The sequence below is a fragment of the Prevotella veroralis genome, from assembly GCF_018127765.1.
In the GTDB taxonomy this organism is placed as follows: Bacteria; Bacteroidota; Bacteroidia; order Bacteroidales; family Bacteroidaceae; genus Prevotella; species Prevotella veroralis.
In genome coordinates, this window is sequence record NZ_CP072330.1 from 693,526 (window position 1) to 713,302 (window position 19,777).

General features: G+C 40.0%; 15 protein-coding genes. 7 read left to right on the forward strand and 8 right to left on the reverse strand.

The genetic code is table 11. The features are described 5' to 3' along the window. Window positions 1-2: 2 nt before the first annotated feature. Both buk and J5A55_RS02930 read right to left on the reverse strand, forming a co-directional pair. The gene (gene buk, locus J5A55_RS02925) at window positions 3-1,067 is read right to left on the reverse strand and encodes a butyrate kinase (RefSeq protein ID WP_004382730.1); all 1,065 of its coding nucleotides are present in this window, start codon (window positions 1,065-1,067) and stop codon (window positions 3-5) included. A gap of 37 nt (window positions 1,068-1,104) precedes the next feature. Further along, complete coding sequence (locus J5A55_RS02930) at window positions 1,105-2,016, reverse strand: phosphate acyltransferase (protein WP_004382731.1); 912 nt, start codon at window positions 2,014-2,016, stop codon at window positions 1,105-1,107. Between the two features lie 179 nt (window positions 2,017-2,195). Between J5A55_RS02930 and J5A55_RS02935 the strand changes: the two genes are divergently transcribed. The 3 genes from J5A55_RS02935 to J5A55_RS02945 all read left to right on the forward strand — a co-directional run bounded on the left by J5A55_RS02935 (window position 2,196) and on the right by J5A55_RS02945 (window position 6,721). Next, window positions 2,196-3,530 (forward strand): toxin-antitoxin system YwqK family antitoxin, encoded by a 1,335-nt coding sequence (locus J5A55_RS02935; protein ID WP_004382732.1) that lies wholly within the window; start codon window positions 2,196-2,198, stop codon window positions 3,528-3,530. A gap of 165 nt (window positions 3,531-3,695) precedes the next feature. Next, on the forward strand, window positions 3,696-5,630 hold the full coding sequence (locus J5A55_RS02940) for a polysaccharide biosynthesis protein (RefSeq protein ID WP_004382733.1): 1,935 nt from the start codon (window positions 3,696-3,698) through the stop codon (window positions 5,628-5,630). Beyond that, entirely contained in the window at window positions 5,630-6,721 is a 1,092-nt protein-coding gene (locus tag J5A55_RS02945) for a nucleotidyltransferase domain-containing protein (RefSeq protein ID WP_004382734.1), read from the forward strand. Before J5A55_RS02940 ends, J5A55_RS02945 begins: the two co-directional genes overlap by 1 nt. A gap of 490 nt (window positions 6,722-7,211) precedes the next feature. On the opposite strand, the gene J5A55_RS02950 is transcribed toward J5A55_RS02945, so the two are convergent. Genes J5A55_RS02950 through rfbA form a run of 3 tightly spaced genes read right to left on the reverse strand, consistent with a single transcriptional unit; the run spans window position 7,212 to window position 11,087 of the window. Beyond that, window positions 7,212-7,637, reverse strand: coding sequence for a BT0820 family HAD-type phosphatase (locus tag J5A55_RS02950; RefSeq protein ID WP_004382735.1), 426 nt, complete (start codon window positions 7,635-7,637; stop codon window positions 7,212-7,214). A 7-nt stretch (window positions 7,638-7,644) separates the two neighbouring features. Then, window positions 7,645-10,164, reverse strand: a complete 2,520-nt coding sequence (locus J5A55_RS02955; protein ID WP_004382736.1) for a GumC family protein — start codon at window positions 10,162-10,164, stop codon at window positions 7,645-7,647. A 44-nt stretch (window positions 10,165-10,208) separates the two neighbouring features. After that, the gene (gene rfbA / locus J5A55_RS02960; RefSeq protein ID WP_004382737.1) at window positions 10,209-11,087 is read right to left on the reverse strand and encodes a glucose-1-phosphate thymidylyltransferase RfbA; all 879 of its coding nucleotides are present in this window, start codon (window positions 11,085-11,087) and stop codon (window positions 10,209-10,211) included. 284 nt (window positions 11,088-11,371) lie between these two features. Here rfbA and J5A55_RS02965 point away from each other — a divergent pair, with 284 nt between their 5' ends. From J5A55_RS02965 to rny, 4 genes are all read left to right on the forward strand, one after another. Beyond that, window positions 11,372-12,004, forward strand: coding sequence for a hypothetical protein (locus tag J5A55_RS02965; protein WP_004382738.1), 633 nt, complete (start codon window positions 11,372-11,374; stop codon window positions 12,002-12,004). Window positions 12,005-12,070: 66 nt separating this feature from the next. Then, window positions 12,071-12,364 (forward strand): hypothetical protein, encoded by a 294-nt coding sequence (locus J5A55_RS02970; protein WP_004382739.1) that lies wholly within the window; start codon window positions 12,071-12,073, stop codon window positions 12,362-12,364. A gap of 11 nt (window positions 12,365-12,375) precedes the next feature. Further along, on the forward strand, window positions 12,376-12,669 hold the full coding sequence (locus tag J5A55_RS02975; RefSeq protein ID WP_004382740.1) for a cell division protein ZapA: 294 nt from the start codon (window positions 12,376-12,378) through the stop codon (window positions 12,667-12,669). Window positions 12,670-12,706: 37 nt separating this feature from the next. Next, window positions 12,707-14,248, forward strand: a complete 1,542-nt coding sequence (rny, locus tag J5A55_RS02980; RefSeq protein ID WP_004382741.1) for a ribonuclease Y — start codon at window positions 12,707-12,709, stop codon at window positions 14,246-14,248. Between the two features lie 67 nt (window positions 14,249-14,315). Here the strand turns inward: rny and J5A55_RS02985 are convergent, their stop codons facing one another. From J5A55_RS02985 to J5A55_RS02995, 3 genes are all read right to left on the reverse strand, one after another. Beyond that, complete coding sequence (locus tag J5A55_RS02985) at window positions 14,316-14,927, reverse strand: HU family DNA-binding protein (RefSeq protein ID WP_004382742.1); 612 nt, start codon at window positions 14,925-14,927, stop codon at window positions 14,316-14,318. Window positions 14,928-15,718: 791 nt separating this feature from the next. Then, on the reverse strand, window positions 15,719-17,896 hold the full coding sequence (locus tag J5A55_RS02990) for a cytochrome c biogenesis protein CcsA (protein WP_004382746.1): 2,178 nt from the start codon (window positions 17,894-17,896) through the stop codon (window positions 15,719-15,721). 79 nt (window positions 17,897-17,975) lie between these two features. Next, a complete protein-coding gene (locus tag J5A55_RS02995) occupies window positions 17,976-19,673 on the reverse strand; it encodes a di-heme oxidoredictase family protein (protein WP_004382747.1) in 1,698 nt (565 codons plus the stop codon). Window positions 19,674-19,777 lie beyond the last annotated feature (104 nt).

Consider the following 19,777-nt stretch of genomic DNA (forward strand, 5'->3'; position numbering starts at 1 on the left):
AATCAATAGTCTTTAGCTACTCTTTCTCCACGTAAGACAGCCAAGGCATTCTCTGTTAATGCGAGCATCTCATCTTGACCAGGATAAACATGCACTGGAGCAAGATATTCTATTCGACGTTTAAGGCGGTCGATGATGTAATCGCTCTTTGCCATTCCACCCGTGAGAAGGATGGCGTCAACTTTACCATATAGAACAGCCCCTTCTGCGACTATGTTCTTCGCAACATGCCATATCATAGCTGACACGATTAACTCTGCATGTTTATCGCCAGCCTTGATCCAGTTCATGACCTCTCTTAGGTCATTTGTACCAAGATGTGCGATTAAACCAGCCTGCCCACTGACTCTGCCTAGTAATTGGCTTTCAGTGTATTTACCACTAAAACAAAGGCGTATTAAGTCGGCTGCTGGAAGGCTACCCGCACGTTCGGGTGAGAAAGGACCTTCACCATCAAGGGCATTATTAGCATCGATGGCTCGACCATGATTGTGGGCGGCAATTGATATTCCACCACCAAGATGACAGATGATAAGGTTGAGTTTCTCGTATTTAGTACCTATATCTTTGGCGTATCGTCTACCAATGGCTTTCTGATTCAAAGCGTGCCAGATACATGCACGAGGCATTAGAGGAGAACCAGAGATACGGGCTTCGGGCTCTAATTCGTCAACTACACCAGGATCGGCAATAAAGCTTTTGCAACCGGGGATGTCACGTGCAATCTCGTCTGCAATCATACAACCTAAGTCACAGGCATGCTGATGGATAGCTTGTTGCTGGTCAAGTATCATTTCTTCCGTAATGGTGAATACACCACTTGACACGGGCTTAGCTAAGCCGCCTCGTCCGATAACAGCATCAAAGTCAAGAGGGATATTGCGTTTCTTTAATTCTTCAATAACAACTTGCTTTCGAAAGTGAAATTGATCTGTAATCTTCTTGAAAGTACTTAGTTCTTCTCTTGAATGGGGTATGTCTGCAACAAAGACAGGTTCATCGTCATTCGCTAAGGAGATTTTTGTTGAGGTTGAGCCTGGGTTAATAGCTAGGATCTTGTATGCCATAATGTTTTATTGGGTTATATTGGGAAGGGGAATAACCTTATTTTACTATGAGACTTGCAAGTGCAAGACTATATAACTTGGAAGTAATAGTATCGCCTCTGCTGGGGAGAACTACTGGTGCCATTGTTCCTTGAAGTACACCTGCAACCTCTGCATGACAGAAGAGCGTGATAGTTTTATAGAATAGATTGCCCGACTCTATATTAGGGAAGATAAGTGCGTCAGCCTCTCCGTTGATAGGTGAGTTGATTTGTTTAATCTCCATTGCTTCCTTAGAGCATGAGGTCTTTAAATCTAAGGGTCCATCTATCTCACACTTACCAAAAACTCCTGCTTTCGCATCTTCTTTTAAGGTTAGATAATTTGCGGTATGAGGGAAGTGTTTGGTGTCGACCTTCTCGGAGCAATGTATTAGAGAAATCTTAGGACAAGTGATGTTGAAAGCATGGCAAAAGTCAACAAGATATTGGACTTGAGCTTTACGCTGTTCATCAGTAGGATAAGGAATTACAGCTGCATCAGTAAAGAATATTAGTTTGTTATACTCTGCTAATTTAGCAACAGCAATATGGGTTAAGACCGCCCCTTTAGGTAATATACCTAGTTCCTTATCTAATATAGCGCGTAGCAGGACATCCGTATTGACAAAACCTTTCATTATTATATCGGCTTGCTTCTCTCGGATAAGTGCCACAGCCTTACGTGATGCCTCTTCTGGGGAATCCACAATAATAGTCTCAAAGCCTTCCTTTTGGGCAAAAGTATTCCGTGTAGTTTCAGAGCATATCAATATGGGCTTTATAAAACCTTCGTGGGCAGCTAATGAGACTGCTTCTTGTGTGTGGCTATCTTCTGACCATACAACAACTGCACGCTTACAAATATGTTTCTCTTTGAGTAGACTTATTAGTTGTTTAAAGTCTTTGATACTTCTTTCTTTTTCTGGCATGTTTTGTTGATTTTTAAGTAGTAGTATGATAACGCAACAAAGATACTATTTTGTTTTGATATATAGATTCATTTTAAGGAAAAAACTGATTAAAATTCTTTTATTCCCATTAGTTGCAGTATATTTGCAGCCAAATTAGAGTCTATATGAAACGTCTACTTTTCTTTTTCTTAACGTGTATGGTTGCTGTTATTGGTTTCGCACAGACAACTAATCATACGCATATACCAAAGGATGCTATCTTCTATAATGCGCGTTGGCAAGGAGTTGCCACGGAAAGTAAGGCGGCGTATTATCGTGTTCTTACTCTAGATAATAGAGGGGCTAAGTTGTTCTATGACTATTACATTACGGGGCAGTTGCGTGCGGAGAAGCATTACATAAGTATCAATCGTCAAGATGATAAACTAACGAAGTTAGAGGGAGTGTGCCGTACGTTTTATAAGTCAGGTAGGGTAGAGTCTGTAATGCAATATAAGAATGGTGTAGCTAATGGGCGTGCCCTTTCTTTCTTTCCTAGTGGGAAGGTCGGTATGAAACTGAATTATCGTAATGGTGTTTTAGATGGACCTTGTTATGCTTATAATGAACAAGGTAGGGTAGAGTACACAACTATCTGGCGTGACGGCTCTCGTATATCAGATTCAAAGGGAGGTAAAGATTACTATATAAATAAGGTGACGAATGAAGATGAGTTTTGTGAGCGGTATCGTGTAAGGGAGCGTGTAACTATGGCGCAGTCTATACAGGTAAACGCATCAAATGGCGAAAACAAGAAGATTGAAAAGCGTGAAGTCCCTGCAAGTAAAGTTACATCTTCTATAATAAAGAAGGATGAGAGTCAACAAGTGAATAGAGCATCAGTTCCTCAACAGAAAGTTTCCAAAGAAATGACAGAAGAAGAGCGATTGATAGCAGAAGTGAAATATCCAGATGCACCAGCAGTTGTTACGGAACCATCGAAAGGTAATTCCCCTAAGAAAGGTAAGGTAAGGACGACAAGTATTCCAGATGAATGTTTGTTTCCATTCCCTTACTTATGTCACCTCTTATTAGATGATACTGAACGTTTGAAGGATATGCCATCTTTGGTTGCGTTGAGTAAAGTGTTTGCGTTGAAAGATTCACAAACCATCAATGGATATAGTACTCAGAAAGAGATTATCTTCCATCACAATATGTATTATGATGAACAAACAGGTCAAGATAAGGTCGTAGGCAAACAACCACGGCAGATAGGCTATTTAGGTACCTTTGTTGATAATCAATTAATATTAGAACGCATTAACCTATTTACTTGGTCATCGGATGAAATGTTATCATTTGCTCGGCAAGCTATTGAGGGTGGTTATCATGTTTTAGGTGGAGGAGATTATCAATCCTTAGATGGTAACTTTATCTTAGAGCCTAAGAGTTCGAAGGTTAGTGACGGCTCCCGATCTGTTCTTATTACCTTTACGCATCAGCCCAATCTCTATGGAGGTCTTTACCACATTCAAATGGATGTAAGATGATAAAATCAATCGATTTTATGAAGTTGAGATAAATAAGTTGTGAGATGTGTGGTAGATTGCATTTTTTTATCTATATTTGCATTCTAAAATTAAATGGTAAGTTTCGTGTATCTCTTAGTTCTTTCTTTGTGATACACTTTTTGAAATAACGACAATATATTGAATATGAAAGTAATTGAGAAACTTTGGAATTGGTATTTATCTGCCAATGCTTTGCCTTATTGGGTTATTTTAGCCATTGATATCCTTATCTGTTATTTCTCAGGTTTATTCGTCTTTTGGTTGTATTCTCATGGTGCGGTTGCTTTTGGCAATATCGCCTTATTATCAAAGACTATCTTTGTTTACATGATTTTCAACCTGATAGGTTTTAGAATCTTCCATACCTATTCAGGAATCATTCGATACTCCTCTTTTGTTGATTTACAGCGTGTGGGTTTAGCAATGTTATCTTCTTTAATTGTTGCTGAAGCCATGCATTATGTTATTTATTATTGGGATCTCGATTTCAAACGACTTCAAGGGCGACAGATTGCAGCTATGTATCTTGTTGCGACAATTGGAATGATGTCATTCCGAATAGTCGTAAAGTCTCTATATGATGTTGTCTTCAGTACCGATAATGCCATGCGCACGCTTATCTATGGTGTGAATGGTGGTGGTATTGGACTAGCCAAGAGTATTCGTATTGTAAAACCTCAAAAGTTTGCTTTGAAAGGTTTTATTGCTCATGATTCCTCTTTCAAGGGGCGTATATTGATGGGGCAGAAGGTATATATGGTTGATGACGATCTTGCCGAGCACATTAAGAGTTTGAAAATAAAGGCTGTCTTAGTTTCTCCTTTACAGAATGAACGTTTCCGTGATGACCAAAAGCTACAAGATATCTTGTTAAGTCAAGGTGTTCGAATCTTCATGAGTTCAGGTGAAAAGGAGTGGAGTCAAGATGATGATTATTCAGATGTACAACTAAAAGAGATTAGTATTGAGGATCTTCTCCCACGTGATCAGATTCGTGTAGATATGGATTCTATCGGTGCTCTTCTGCGTGGAAAGAAGATTATGATTACAGGTTCTGCGGGAAGTATTGGTTCAGAGATGGTACGCCAGATTGCCATTTATAATCCTGCCGAATTGATACTTATTGATCAAGCCGAAACGCCACAACATAATATTCGATTGATGATGCACTTTGAGTGGCCTAACATCAAAGCACATACGATAGTTGCAAGTATTGCTAATGCTGATCGTATGGAAAAGATTTTCCAAACTTATAAGCCTGATTACGTGTTCCATGCCGCCGCTTATAAGCATGTGCCAATGATGGAGAACAATCCATCAGAGAGTATTCAAAATAATGTTTGGGGAACGAAAGTCATTGCGGATTTAAGTGTTAAGTATGGCGTTAAGAAGTTTGTTATGATATCTACAGACAAAGCTGTAAATCCAACGAATGTGATGGGTTGTTCTAAACGAATCTGTGAGATATATTGCCAGAGCTTAAACAAAATGATCAACGAAGAAGCTAATGGTAAACCTGTGACGCAATTTGTAACAACTCGTTTTGGTAACGTATTAGGCTCTAATGGTTCCGTTATTCCTTTGTTTGAAAAGCAGATTAAGGCAGGTGGACCTGTTACCGTTACCGACCCGAAGATTATTCGTTTCTTTATGCTCATTCCAGAGGCTTGTAAACTTGTGTTGGAAGCTGGTACGCATGGTGTTGGCGGTGAGATATTCGTCTTTGATATGGGTAAACCTGTTAAGATAGCAGATTTGGCGAAACGAATGATTAAACTCTCTGGAGCAAAGAACGTTGAAATTAAGTACACTGGTTTGCGTGCAGGTGAGAAACTCTATGAAGAGGTTTTGAGCACAACAGAGAATACTCTTCCTAGTTTCCATGAGAAGATTCGTATAGCAAAGGTACGAGAGTATGACTTCAAAGAAGTTGAGGCTCAGATTAATTCCCTTATCTCTTTGAGTCACACCTACGATGATATGGCTATCGTTGAAAAGATGAAAGAGATTGTTCCCGAGTATGTAAGCAACAATAGCAAGTATTCCGTATTGGACAAACAGACTGTAAGCAATAAATAATGGATAAAGCCTATTCTATATTCCTGAGCCTAGTAAAAAGTGAGTTATGGCAAACTCCTTTAGATTTGAGTTTGTCTCATTCCGAGTTTACTGCCGTTTACGATATTGCCTCAAAGCAAGCAATGTTAGGAATACTTGCAGCAAGTTTGATTCGTAATGACGTACAGTTAGAGAGACAGGATGTACTTAAAATCCTGACGATTCAAGGTACTATAGCGAAAAGCAATAGAGCATTGAATGCAGAGTTGGAAAGGTTGCATTGTCTGTTGGATAAGAATAAAATAGATGCGATTGTTGTAAAAGGGCAAACTATAGGTATCTATTATCCTGATCCTTTCTCGCGTACACCAGGTGATATTGATTTCTATTGTGACAAAAAGAATATAGCAAAGGTTATCCCTGCTATCGCGCATGATTGGGGAATTAATATTAATGTTGAACCAACCGATCAGCATTTTGAAATAGACCATAACGCTATAACATTGGAGCTGCACCATTGCTTGATGAGATTTGCTAGCCATAAGTCCCAAAAGATATGGAATCGTATCTTTGAGAATCTCAAGCCTTCGTTTGTCAATGTTAATGGCTCCTCTATCCGCACATTAGAGCCGACATTAAATCTCCTCTATACCTTCCTGCATCTTTATCATCATCTGATAGAATTAGGTGTAGGTTTGCGCCAATTCTGTGATGTTGCAATCCTTCTTAAAGTTTATCATAACGTTATTGATAAAGAACAGCTGTATAAATGGCTGGATGAACTAGACTTTCGGAAAGCCTTTGATGCTATTCAGTTGATATTGGTAAAGTTGTTAGGTTTGGATGAGAAGTTTGCTCTATGTCCTATTCCTGTCAATGAATCTTCCGACACAATTTCTTTGTTTATGGATATAGTTTGGTTCGGTGGTAACTTCGGCTTTCATGGTTATAATAGGAGTTTCCGATTTAAGAGTCAATATTTCCTCGTTACAACTTATCGAAAGCTCCAACTATATTATCGCTTTTATCGTTTTTCACCGCGTGAGATTCGTGCCTCCGTATTATCGGCAATCCCTCACAAAGCAATGTTAGCTTTTAAGGGTAGGCTCTGAAAAGTCAGCCTCATAAGACACACAAAAAAGAGTTCGCGAACTCTTTTCAGATTGTTCGCGAACAATTTTGTGAATCTCTTAGTACTCTTTAATCTATCCTCCGCCGGATGCGTATTCCGTTGCTGTTATATACGTATTCCTGTGCTGCTAGATGCGGTTGGCTATAAATTTATATGCTGTTTGCGTAAAATTTCTAACCTGTTTGCGATAAATTTCTAACCTGTTCCCCGTAAATTTATATACGGTTAGAAATTTACGGGGAACAGGTTAGAAATAAATTTATATCAAATAAAAATTTTCCGCTAACCGTATATAAATTTGAACATTAACTTTTGAACTGTGAACTTTGACCTTTGGGCTTTGCCTTCCACCCTTTGAACTCTGACCTTTGAGCTTTAGTAAGGACAGGCAAGACATATTCCTAATAAATAAAAGAGAGGATATTCATCACGAACACCCTCTCTCTCCATTTAAAATATAATGCTTGAATTTAAAGTTTCCACCAATGACGCTTCACTGGCGGTTTCTGGTCCTCAAGTGAGTGACTAGAGAAGTTTCGGCTTTCCCATGTTTCATGATTTGTCACCATTTGGTAGATTGTTCCCCAATCGGGTAATCCTCCGAAATTGCGGTCGTCAATAAACATGTCTGCCTTAATCTTTCTAGAGAAATGATTGTTCTTTTCTTTCTCCTCCTCTGGGTAATCTTTGTTGACTGCCCAAAAATCGACACCCCGTGCGTGACACCATTCAATGGCTTCTTGGAGTAGTTCACCTTCCCGCACAGTCCATAAGATGAGTTGGTGTCCATCTTTGATTAACATCTTCAAAGTATCGGTGGCGAAAGGAATTTCGTCACCGATTTTAGGATATCTATGTTCTACGATGGTTCCATCGAAATCAATAGCTATTGTCATTCTTTACTTATCGTTTTACAGAGTGATCGTTTTTGTCACCATAATAGCTGTTACTATAATTTCCGTATGATCCATAATTCCCATAGTTGCCATACTTGCCGTAAGAATAGCCACTGCCGTAGCCGTAACGTCCATATTTACCGTACTTGCCATAGCCGTAATAGTAACTGTACTTCTTCTTCGACATGTCAACACCATTGAGAACCATTGCCATGTTAGGTAGTTTCTCTTCCATTGCGAGTGCATTAATCATTCCAAAGGAAGCCTTTGGTGTATAATCCGCACGACACATGTAGATGGTAGCGTTTGCAATACGACCAATTTGTAGTGTATCGGTAACCAAACCAACAGGGGCGGTATCAATCATGATGTAATCATACTTATCTTTAAGAATTGCGATGATTGTTTCAAGCGAACTGCGTGCGATAAGCTCGGCAGGGTTAGGAGGAACAGGACCAGCCATGAGAAGATCCAAGTTCTTGTTTACGCCTGAAGGTAGAATCTGTGCCTCTACATCTTCTGCGTTTGGATTATCTTTTACAAGCAGATTGGTGATACCATGTTTGTGGTCTTTAATACCAAATTGCTCTGCCAAACGTGGGCGGCGGATGTCAAGACCTACTAAGATAACCTTCTTGCCTAGGAGTCCGAGGCTGACAGAAAGGTTGGAGGCTGTAAAGGTTTTACCTTCTCCAGATGTTGATGAAGTGAAGAGAACAACTTTCTCGCCCTCGTGCAACATGAATTGGAGGTTGGTACGTAGAGCACGGAATATTTCTTCCATTTGGTTATTCTGGTTCTCATGGACAACGATGCCTGCCTTGCTTTTTGCCGAATTACTTGCAATTGCAATATCCGCGATAATTGGTAACTTGGTAAGGCGTGCAACATCATCGTGACCTTCAATCTTGTAACGGAAGAGTTGAATGAGTAAGATAATTGCTACAGGGATTGTCAAACCGATAGCAAGTGCAATCAACATTATATATGTAGAGTTCGGACTAACCTGTCCGTTCAGTTGTGGGTCATCTATCAGTTTACCTTTGTCGGCTGTTGCTGCAAGAGAAATACTATTTTCCTCACGCTTTTGAAGTAACATCAAGTAAAGACCAGACTTTACCTCTTGTTGACGACCAATCTGTGTCAACATACGTTCCTGTTGAGGCGTTTCCTCTACTTCGTTCGTATATTTATCAACCTGTGTCAAGAGTGCATCACGCTGAATCTGTAGGTTTCGGCGTGCAGAAGCAATGGCGCGACGAATGTTGTAATTCAAATCGCGGATTTGAGCGGTGAGTGGCTCAACAACGGGTGAACTTTCTGATGCACTACGAAGAAGTCGATTACGCTCGAGTACTAACTCATTGTATTTATTAATCAATGCTGTTGAGCTTTCATCGTCCAATCCTACATTAGAAGGAATAACCTGCGAAAGATTACGTGAAGAACTTTCAACTTCACGAGCAATTGTGTTAAAGAGCTCAATTTGAGTCTCCATTTCTGCAAGTTTCTGTTCTGATGCGTTTTGATTGGTAACAGAGTTGCTGGCATTCATCTTCAGTTCTACCATGCCATTTCTTTGCTTGTAGTTCTGAAGTTCACCTTCGGTCTTACCTAATTCCGCATTAATCTTCTCCAAACGTGAGTTAATAAACTTCTCTGTTTGGTGTGCAACTACATTCTTATCCTCATTTGCCTGACGGTTATAAACAATAGCTAGTTGCTTCAGATAATCTAATGAACGTTGTGGGACTTCATCTGTCAATTGTAGTTGTACGATAGAGGTTCCTTTGGCACTAGGAGCTATCTGTAGTTCACCAACATACTTATCAGATGCCATCTTTGGAGATACGATATTTACCTTTAGTACCTGTGCTTCCTGTAATGTTCTTCCATTATTAGAATTAATGGTAATGATACCTGCACGTGTAGGGATAGTTGCTGGTAGACTTGTAAACTTCTTATTTATGGAGAAAGGTCCTTCTATATTTTCCTCATTTGTTGGAACAGAATACGTACCAGTAACAATATATGAAGAACCTTTCTTTGTTATATTAAGGTTGATAGGTCTATTCAATCTATCCAAGTGAGCAGCATCAATGTCAACAGTTAAAGGTTGGTCACGGTATGCTATAATATCCTTAACCTTTCCTTCTGTCGTATAATTCACATACAGCTTTAAATCACGGATTGCATCCTCTGCAATAGAATGAGACGAAAGAATTTCCATTTCATTATCAACACCTGTTGAATTAGAGATGATTCCAAGATTTGACATGTTCTGTAACGAAGAACCACGTCTACTGTTATTGTCTTCATCTTTAATAAGTAATTTTGCAGTTGATTGATACAAAGGAGTTGTGTACCTTAAATAAATAGCTCCAATTCCACCAAAGATAATTAGTGAAAGTACGAACCAATACCAATTAAGGATCACAGTTCGATAAAGAGCCGCAAAGTCAAAGAAAGAAGCTATTCCTTGCTTCTCTTGTTCCTTGTCTAGTTCTAGTTTTGTTGTTTCTTCCATATTTGTTTTGTTTTTTGTTTCATCTGATAAATGAGACTTGAGCCTTATCTTTGTTCTATCAATTCAAGTAGATATTTACCGTAATTGTTTTTTGCCATAGGTTGAGCTTCTTCTTTTAATTGCTCGGCAGTTATCCATCCTTTCTTATATGCGATTTCTTCAAGGCATGCGACTTTGAGTCCCTGTCTTTTCTCAATGCATTCAATGAAAGTACTTGCTTCGGAAAGACTATCATGCGTTCCTGTATCTAGCCATGCAAAACCACGCTGAAGAGTTTGAACCATTAATGTGTCCTGTTCCAAATATTTTTGATTTACACTCGTAATCTCTAGTTCTCCACGTGCAGATGGATTAATATGTTTGGTAACTTCTACAACGCTATTTGGATAGAAATAGAGTCCCACAACAGCATAATTACTCTTCGGATGTTCAGGCTTTTCTTCTATGCTAAGACACTTTCCATTCTTATCGAACTCGGCAACGCCATATCTTTCTGGATCATTGACATAATAGCCGAAGACGGTTGCTTTATTCTCTTCTTCTGCTCTGCGAACACTATTATGTAATAGACTGCTGAAGCCAGCACCATAAAAGATATTGTCTCCTAAAACCAAACATACAGAATCATTTCCAATAAACTTCTCGCCAATAAGGAATGCCTGTGCCAACCCGTCAGGTGAAGGTTGCTCTGCATATTCGAACTTTACACCAAAAGAACTACCATCTCCAAGCAATCGCTTGAACGCAGGTAAATCATGCGGAGTAGAAATAATTAAAATTTCCCTAATTCCTGCTAACATCAATACTGATACAGGATAATAAATCATTGGCTTGTCAAATATTGGTATAAGCTGTTTGCTTATTCCTTTCGTTATTGGATAGAGGCGTGTACCGGAACCGCCTGCCAGAACTATTCCTTTCATAAATCAGTTCGTTTTATATTTTGCTTATCAATTTAGTTGCTATTATGAGCAGGGAAGAATAATGGAATTGAATAGGTCAGCTCTTATGAGTTTATCATGCAAATAATTCCTCATTCAACGATGCGTATATAACGAATGCAAAGATAAGAAATTAAATCTAATTTAAATACCTCTAAATGATAAAACATACATTAAGAGTGTGCTTTCTTAGTTTTTTTATTAACTTTGCAATCGAATAGAAGATTTTAATACGTTGTAATAACTTAAAAACAATATATAAGAACATGGGATTCTTTTCAAAGCTTTTTAGTAAAAGTAGTGATGAAACAGCAAAGTCTGGAGGAATGGAAGATTATATGACTCTCATTAGGGTTTATTTCCAAGCTGTACTTGCCTCTCGCCTTGGTATCAATAATTTGGCAATGCTTCCCGACCTGCGTACATATAAGCAAACATTTCATGTTCCGACCTTACGCAATAAGTTGGGCTTAGGAGAAATGGCTAGCGTAAAGAAAACAATGAAAAGCCTATATAAAGTCGATGATAATTTCTTTGATGAGATAGACGCTAGCATTAAGAAGAATTGCAAGAAGATGCAAGATGTACAGCCTTATCTTTATCAATTCCAAGGTTTCACACAAGACTTAATGATGCTAATTGGTAATTTGATGAAGTTTAAGTTGCGTGTTCCTGGCTTCTTCAAGAAAGCAATTTATACCATGACAGAGAAGACTGTAAATGATATTTATGACAAGAATGACTTTTCTGATGCTGGTGTTATCAAAGCTGTAGTAGCTGTTCGACAATATAATCAGCGACTTCGTTTTAGTAGAAAATGGACTACAGATTTCGTTTATCAGATTGTTATGTTGGCAAAGAAGGAGCCTAAACCAGCAGAGCAAACGGCATCAAAATAGTTAAGCGTATATTTGCTTAAATAGAAACTTTAATGTAATTTTGTAGCCCAAACGAATAAGGTAGTCATGGAATCAAATGAGAAAACTCTAAATACGTTTGCAACTCGTGTGCGTCAGATGATTCTTCAGTATGCAGAACTGAAGAAAGAGAATGACGAGCTATATGCACTTGTTGACCAGCGTGAGCAGGAGATTAAACAACTGCAAGAAGAGTTGTCCCAAGCAGAAGCTGACTATAATTCGTTGAAGATGGCAAAGATGCTCGAAGTAACTGATGGGGATATGGAAAGCGCACAAAAGCGTGTTGCCAAACTTATCCGAGATGTTAACAAGTGCATTACACTTCTAAGTGAGAAATAATCCAGAATATAATGGCAGACGATAAACTACATATAAGGTTGCATGTTTATGATACAGAACTTTCTGTAAACGTCCCGCGTGACGATGAGGAGTATTATCGTTCTGCAGCCAAACTCATTACTGATACCGTCAATACTTACTCTACTCTTTTCAAAGGTAAAAAGGGAGATAAGGATATTATGTACATGGCAATGCTTGATATTGCTTTGAAATATAAGAAAGAAGGAGTACGTAATGACACAGCTCCATTCAATGATATTCTCGGTAAACTCACTTCAGAAATTGAGGAAGTATTAAAGAAATAGCGAGAATATTAACTATAAAATCAAAAAAGAAAAATAAATGAGTCCGATTGTTACAGTTATAATCGCTGTGCTTTGTTTGTCTGCTGGTTGTGCAGGTGGATTTGCTATTTTCCGTTATATCCTTACAGGGAAGTACAAAGACACGATAAAAGAGGCGGAGAAAGCGGCAGAGGTTATTAAAGAAAAGAAATTGCTTGAGGTTAAAGAGAAATTCCTTAATAAGAAGAGTGAACTCGAAAAGGAAGTCCAACAGCGTACCTTGAAGATTCAACAAGGGGAGAATAGATTGAAGCAGCGTGAGGTTGCGCTCAATCAACGTCAGGAAGATCTCAATCGTCGCAAACAGGATGTTGACCATCAACAGCAGCGTGTTGATAATGAGAAGAAGTTGTTGCAGGTTAAGCAGCAGGATCTTGAAAAGATGCAGGAGAGGGAGCGCATTAAGTTAGAAGAGCTTTCTGGACTTAGCTCTGAAGACGCAAAGGAGCGTTTGATTGAGAGCTTGAAGGATCAAGCGAAGTTGGATGCAGCTTCTTATATCAACGAAATAGTTGATGAAGCCAAACTCAATGCGAACCAGCAGGCAAAGAAGATTGTTATTCAGACTATACAGCGAGTTGCAACTGAAACAGCTATAGAGAACTCTGTAAGTGTTTTCCATATTGATAGCGATGAGGTAAAAGGTCGCATTATTGGTCGTGAAGGTCGTAATATCCGTGCTTTGGAGGCTGCAACAGGAGTAGAAATCGTTGTAGATGATACGCCAGAAGCAATCGTTATTTCAGCTTTCGACCCAGTTCGCCGTGAGGTTTGCCGCTTGGCACTTCATCAGCTGGTAGCAGACGGACGTATTCACCCTGCACGCATTGAGGAAGTTGTCGCGAAAGTTAAGAAGCAGCTTGATAATGAAATCATCGAAACAGGTAAGCGTACAGCTATCGACCTTGGTATTCATGGCTTGCATCCAGAGTTGATTCGCATTGTAGGTAAGATGAAATATCGTTCCTCATACGGGCAGAATCTTCTTCAACACGCTCGGGAAACCGCAAACCTTTGTGCAGTTATGGCAAGCGAATTAGGCTTGAACCCAAAGAAAGCAAAGCGTGCAGGTTTGTTGCATGATATTGGCAAAGTGCCAGATGAAGAGACTGATCTGCCGCACGCAATCTACGGTGGCAAGATTGCAGAGAAGTATAAGGAGAAACCAGATATCTGCAATGCTATTGCTGCCCACCATGATGAAGTAGAAATGACAACACTTCTTGCACCGATTGTACAGGTTTGCGATGCTATTTCCGGTGCTCGTCCCGGTGCTCGTCGTGAGATAGTTGAAGCTTACATTAAGCGATTGAACGATTTGGAAGCTATTGCAATGAGCTATCCAGGTGTGACAAAGACATACGCAATACAGGCAGGTCGAGAACTTCGCGTCATCGTTGGTGCTGATAAGATGGACGATGTAGAGAGCGAGAAGCTAAGCTCTGAGATTGCAGAGAAGATTCAGAACGAAATGACTTATCCGGGTCAGGTTAAGATTACGGTAATTCGCGAGACACGTTCTGTTGCCTATGCAAAGTAAGAGGGTAAGCCTATAAAACTAATATAATAAATGCGCTTCAAATAGTGGAGCGCATTTTTGTTTCCCTTTATTCAGAAGAAGAATCATTTAGAATAAATAACTTACTTCTTCCTTTTCCTATATTCCGAATCTTTCCCTCCTTTTCCAATTTCTTAGCAATACGATAAGCATTTACTTGCGATAGATTAAGGTATTGCCGTAGTTCTCTTATTGAAAAAAAGGGCTGATTAGATAGTAAGGTAACGATAGCATTGTCAATATCTTCCCTTTTTGGAATAGAAGATATCCCCTCCTGATAAGTTGCATTCTCAAACTTTGTGTCAGATAAAGTATTTATCATCTTCATATCAGGACGGAACTTTACCGTTCGCACCATTGGCTTTCGCAATCGGAAATGCTTTGAACGCGGATCTTGATATAGTTCCCCCTTCACTGAAAGTGTGAAGTAACCGATTCCCGGCAGGTGCACAGCATTCCCCATCTTCAGTTGAATCGCCATTTCTCGTCTTATTGCTATTATGGCAGCATTGATATCAGAAGGGGTAAGTGTTGTTGCGTTTTGTATGTCTTCGCCTATTTGCTCAATGTCAACAACTTGATTTTCGATCGTTACTGCCCTATATTCTGATAATTTCGATAGTTCCTTGCTATTTTTAAGAAGTTTGTATTTTACGCTCATACGCTTTTAATTTTAGATTTTCTATTATATTTTTAGTTTATTTCCTCTGTTTAGTTTAATGAATTTGTACGTACTTTCTTTTTAAAAGCTACGTATGAATTAATATTATCATTATCGTGATAAATAATTATCACTTACTGATAAATAGTTATCTCTATAGTGATAAATAATTATCACAGAGTGATAATATTATTTTCTACGTACAAAGATAATAGAAAGTACCGAGAAATGCAAAAGAATAAGCAGAGAAAACGAATGCAATACATATACATTTCGTTTCCTCCACTTATTCCTTAGGCGATTTATGCATGTCTCAGTTATTAAAATTAATTCCTCAAAGTAGGGACAGACGCCCTCGTCTGTCCGCCAAAATACAAGCAATAGAAGCCTCTCCAAGCCTCTAAGGAGAGGATTTTGCCTAACGGAGTGTTACAAAAGGATGAAGGGGCGGACAGACGAGGGCGTCTGTCCCTACTTATTACGATGTTTTTTGCTTCTATTAATTATACAGGTTTCATAGAAAATAACCGTAATTTTGAATTAAAGGAGGTATTCACATTGTTTGAAATAAGTGCCTCAAAGTAGGGACAGACGCCCTCGTCTGTCCGCCAGAATACGAGTAATGGAAGTCTCCCCAAGCCCCTAAAGAGGAGATGTTGCCCAATGGAGTGTTATAAAAGGATGAAGGGGCGGACAGATGAGGGCGTCTGGCCCTACTTGATGCAACTATGTTCAACAGAACTAATAACTCGTTTACTTGTTAATCTGTCAACTCGTTTACTTTTCCACACTTAGGCATAGGAGTGCATGCCTCCAAGGATATAATTTACACCGAAGTAGGTCATGAGGATGCTTAGGAAGGCTACGAGCATGAAAAGATGATACTGCCGAGGTTGGCGTAACGCTTGTAAGCTGGCAGTGTGCAAGGGAATGGCATAAATCATAAGGGTGATGAGTGCCCACGTCTCCTTTGGATCCCAGCCCCAATAGGTTCCCCAGCTGATGTTTGCCCATATTGCTCCGATGAATATTCCGAGTCCGAGCGTTGTTATGGCTGGATAGAGGAAGATTTGTGAGAGATTGGTCAGTTGTCGGTTTATCTGAATGATGCTTGCTTTCTTACTTCGGTATGTGCAGAAGTAGGCAATGGCACTGATGAAGGTGAGGGAGAGTAGGGCGTAGGATATCATAATGATGCTCACGTGTATGCTTAGCAACGGACTGTTCAGCACGGGCATGCGAGGCGTAATGCTTGGATCCATCTCCCCGAGATGGCTGACGAGGAGCATAAAGCCGCTCATGAGTAGTCCGAAGGTGGTCATCAGTTGCATTTTATGGGTTGTGAGGATTGAAACAATCATGATGAGCCATGCGAGTAGAAGCATTGTCTCGTACCCGTTTGCGATAGGGATTGTCCCGTTGATAATCCATCTTAAAGCTAAGGTGAATGTGAGCACGAGCCATGATAAGCCCATGAGATAAGTAAAGAATCGGTATGTTTTCCTCTTGGTTAGGAAGATGACGGACAGCATCCCTAAGGTGAGATTGACAATGAAGAGAATGGTTGCGAACGGGAATGCGTTATAGATGTTCTCTGCTTTTATCTCGGTTGGAGAGGGAATCGTATTGCCGCCGTATGTGTATTGATACTTTTGTAACTTCTGTGCAAGTTCGTTTAGCATACTCGTGTTCCCTTGGTTTGCTAATTGTCCTGCCAGGGAAAGTATGCTGTGGATATATTGTTGTTGTGCCTTGGGCATTGTTTGGGGCATTCGGTCGGTGGGTGCAAACCAATCTATGTCTCCTTTATTCGATGTATAAGGAAATATCTTGAGCGTTTTGCCTTGCATTAGATCCATTAATAACATCATCTTGTCATCAGTGTCAAGGAGCTGTTTGGCAACGGCATCGTCCTGCTGGTTCTGTGCGTCTTGAAGATATGGACCGAGGATATAACCTTGTTGTCCGAAAAGACTTATGGGTGAGATGTATTCATCTAATCCTAACTTCTCACGCAATTCGCTACCTTTCATCTTGAGTATCGGCTCTTTCATCCATTCCTTACCCCAGAACATGAAGCCTGTGAGGACTTGACAAGGCGTGAAGTCTTTGTAATTCTTCTTTCCGTAGAGCTTCTTAGTGAAGTCAATGGCGTATGTTTGCATTGGGCAGATACGTCCATTGTAAACAATGAGAACCTTTCCGAACTCGTCTGCCGTCTCGCGAGTCAAGGAAGGTTGAGCATTGATTGATAATGTCCCAGCAAAGAGTAAGAACAATGGAATGATAACTTTACTAATATTAGTGCGAAGCAATCGGCGGAAGTTTCCTTTCGGTTCTATAAGCATAGCTATTAGCCCAAAGAAGAGTAGGGCATAGCCTGTATAAGTAACGGGAATGCCGTATGGATCAGAATTGACTGCTAAGTATGAACCTTTCATATCTTCATCGAAACTACTTTGATAAAGGCGTGTGCCATAGCCTGAATATATCTTGTTCATAGATACCTGATATTCTTCTTTCCTTTCACCTTTTATTATAGTAATGACCGAGGCGTAATCCATGGCTGCCATATTGCCTGCGTGATAGGTAATATTAAATCTGTCGAGTGAGATAGAGAAAGGTAATTGTGCCTCGTTGCCGTCTTTTGTTATATACGTGTTTACGACTTTACCTTGCCTAAGATGTAACATTCCCTTGTGCGCCGTAAGATGAGTAAGCAATGCGCCAAGGAGAATGACAGCAAATGACAGATGTAACAATACGATGATAGGGCGGCGCGTCTTTCGCTTTATGAAGTAAACGATTCCCGCAGCAATCCCTATTGCCCATAATAGGCAGAACCACCAAGAACCGAAGATATTATCCGATACGTAATCAAGGCTTGTGTATTTCCCAATGACTGTTCCTATCGCCATTATAGCGATAATGAGTATATACACAATCTCAAGTAATCTTTTTGTTCGCATTATAGTAAGATAAAAGAAGACGGAACTCTTCTGCGAATCCCATCTTCTTCTTATGAATGTTTTGTTAATTGCTGTTCATTTAGATAGAGCGTATGAATTTAACTACGGCGTCTCTATCCTTCTTTGGTAAGTTATAGAACTTGAAGGCTGCCTTATAAGCCTGACTGTTCTTGCTGTATGCATGCCACATGATTGCCTCAATCTCATTACGAGCACGAGCATCATGCAAGCGATCTTCTGCACCAGAGTTAATCAATGAAAGACCTCTGCCCCATAAAGGTGTTGTTCGGCACCATGAACCATGAATATCATTCTTCATATCGAGCTTATGCTGGATAAAGTCGGAGTATGGATAGATCTTCTGATTAGCATACTTAGGCAACTGCTTATTGCCAATAATCTTAGAAGAGCCATGGTTGTCTGCACCCGTAGTCCAAGAAGCCTTGTGACAATGAGCACAGCCTAACTCACCAGTAAAGAGTTCCTTTCCACGCTGTACGTCCTTGTCGTTCAAGTTTCTTGCGCGAGGAACGGCAATACCTCTGTGCCAAACCATGAACGCATGATAAGCCTCATCGCTCACTTCTGGCTTGAAGTTATAATAAGGGTTGTTGTAAAGGTTCACGTTATCGTTTGGAGAGAGCAGATATGCAACGGCTTTCTTGATTCCCTCACGTGTACCATCGTTGTAATAAGGATGAACGTAAGAGTTAGGATCGCTACCATGCTGTTGGATGTAACTAATCACGTTCTCGTTCTCTGACATTGCTTTAGCCCATGGCTCTGTAGAACAAATGTGCTTGATATCTGAACGAAGAACATTCAACTCGTCCCAAAGAGCTACGTCGTTCTCAAGACAACCATCGAGCAAATCGTAGTTGAAACGCTTTACGAACTTATTGCCGAAAGCATCCTCTGCCCAAGCATCAGCTTTCAATTGCTTTGTGGCGTTATCGAAGAACTCTGGGTTTAACTCTACGTGCTGTCCTTCCGCCTTGTATTGCTTCTCCAGATCTTCATTAGAAATAGCATCAATCAAACCAAGACCTTGGAAGTTACATGAAGCTATCAAACGTACTTCATAGTTGCTTGGCTTAGGGTCAGTATTGAATGCAGACTGTGGAATAGATACTGATGGATAGCGTAGATTGAACTTCTCACCATCAGGGAACTGCATTGGTAGTCCACTTGGCATAGAAGTTACGTCGTGCCATGTAATCTGTATCTGATTTGGATCAACTGGAGGCAAGAAAGGCTCAACAGCTTGCAACATTGTGAAAGTTGTGAGCTGATTGATAGGAGTACCATTGTTACTGCCTGGTGCATCAGGTGTATAAACAGAAACGATGTAACCATTGCCCTTAACTGGATCCATGTTGTTGCGACTGTGTCCGTGAGCATAACCACCAGAGTGGCAGTACTCGCATGAACGACGTGAGGCAACTGGTCCCCAACCTTTGTAAGGCTCGGTGCTTAATGTGTATTTTGCACTTGCCATCATATCACCTTGGTTGAAGAGATCGGTCAGACCTTGTTCGTCAATAGCAGGTGTATTATCCTCATAACCACCGGCAGCAGTGTTCTCTGTTGTTCCGAGTTTACCACCTGGATACCACTCATCTGCAGAGAAGTTACCTACTGCCTGACCAATGTATTTGGTTTCTGGCTCTTGAGGTTTCTGTGGTTTGTCTGGCGTAACATTGTCGTCAGAGCAAGCAGCAAATGAACATAATAGTGCTCCTGCAAGCAAGAATTTGCTATAGCTGTTGTGTCTCATAATGTTTTTAAATCTATTATTTAATGAGACGTAAGGTTGTATGGAAGAACATACAACCTTGTTGTCTCTTTCTTTTCTTATAAGATATTGCTGATTGGACAGGC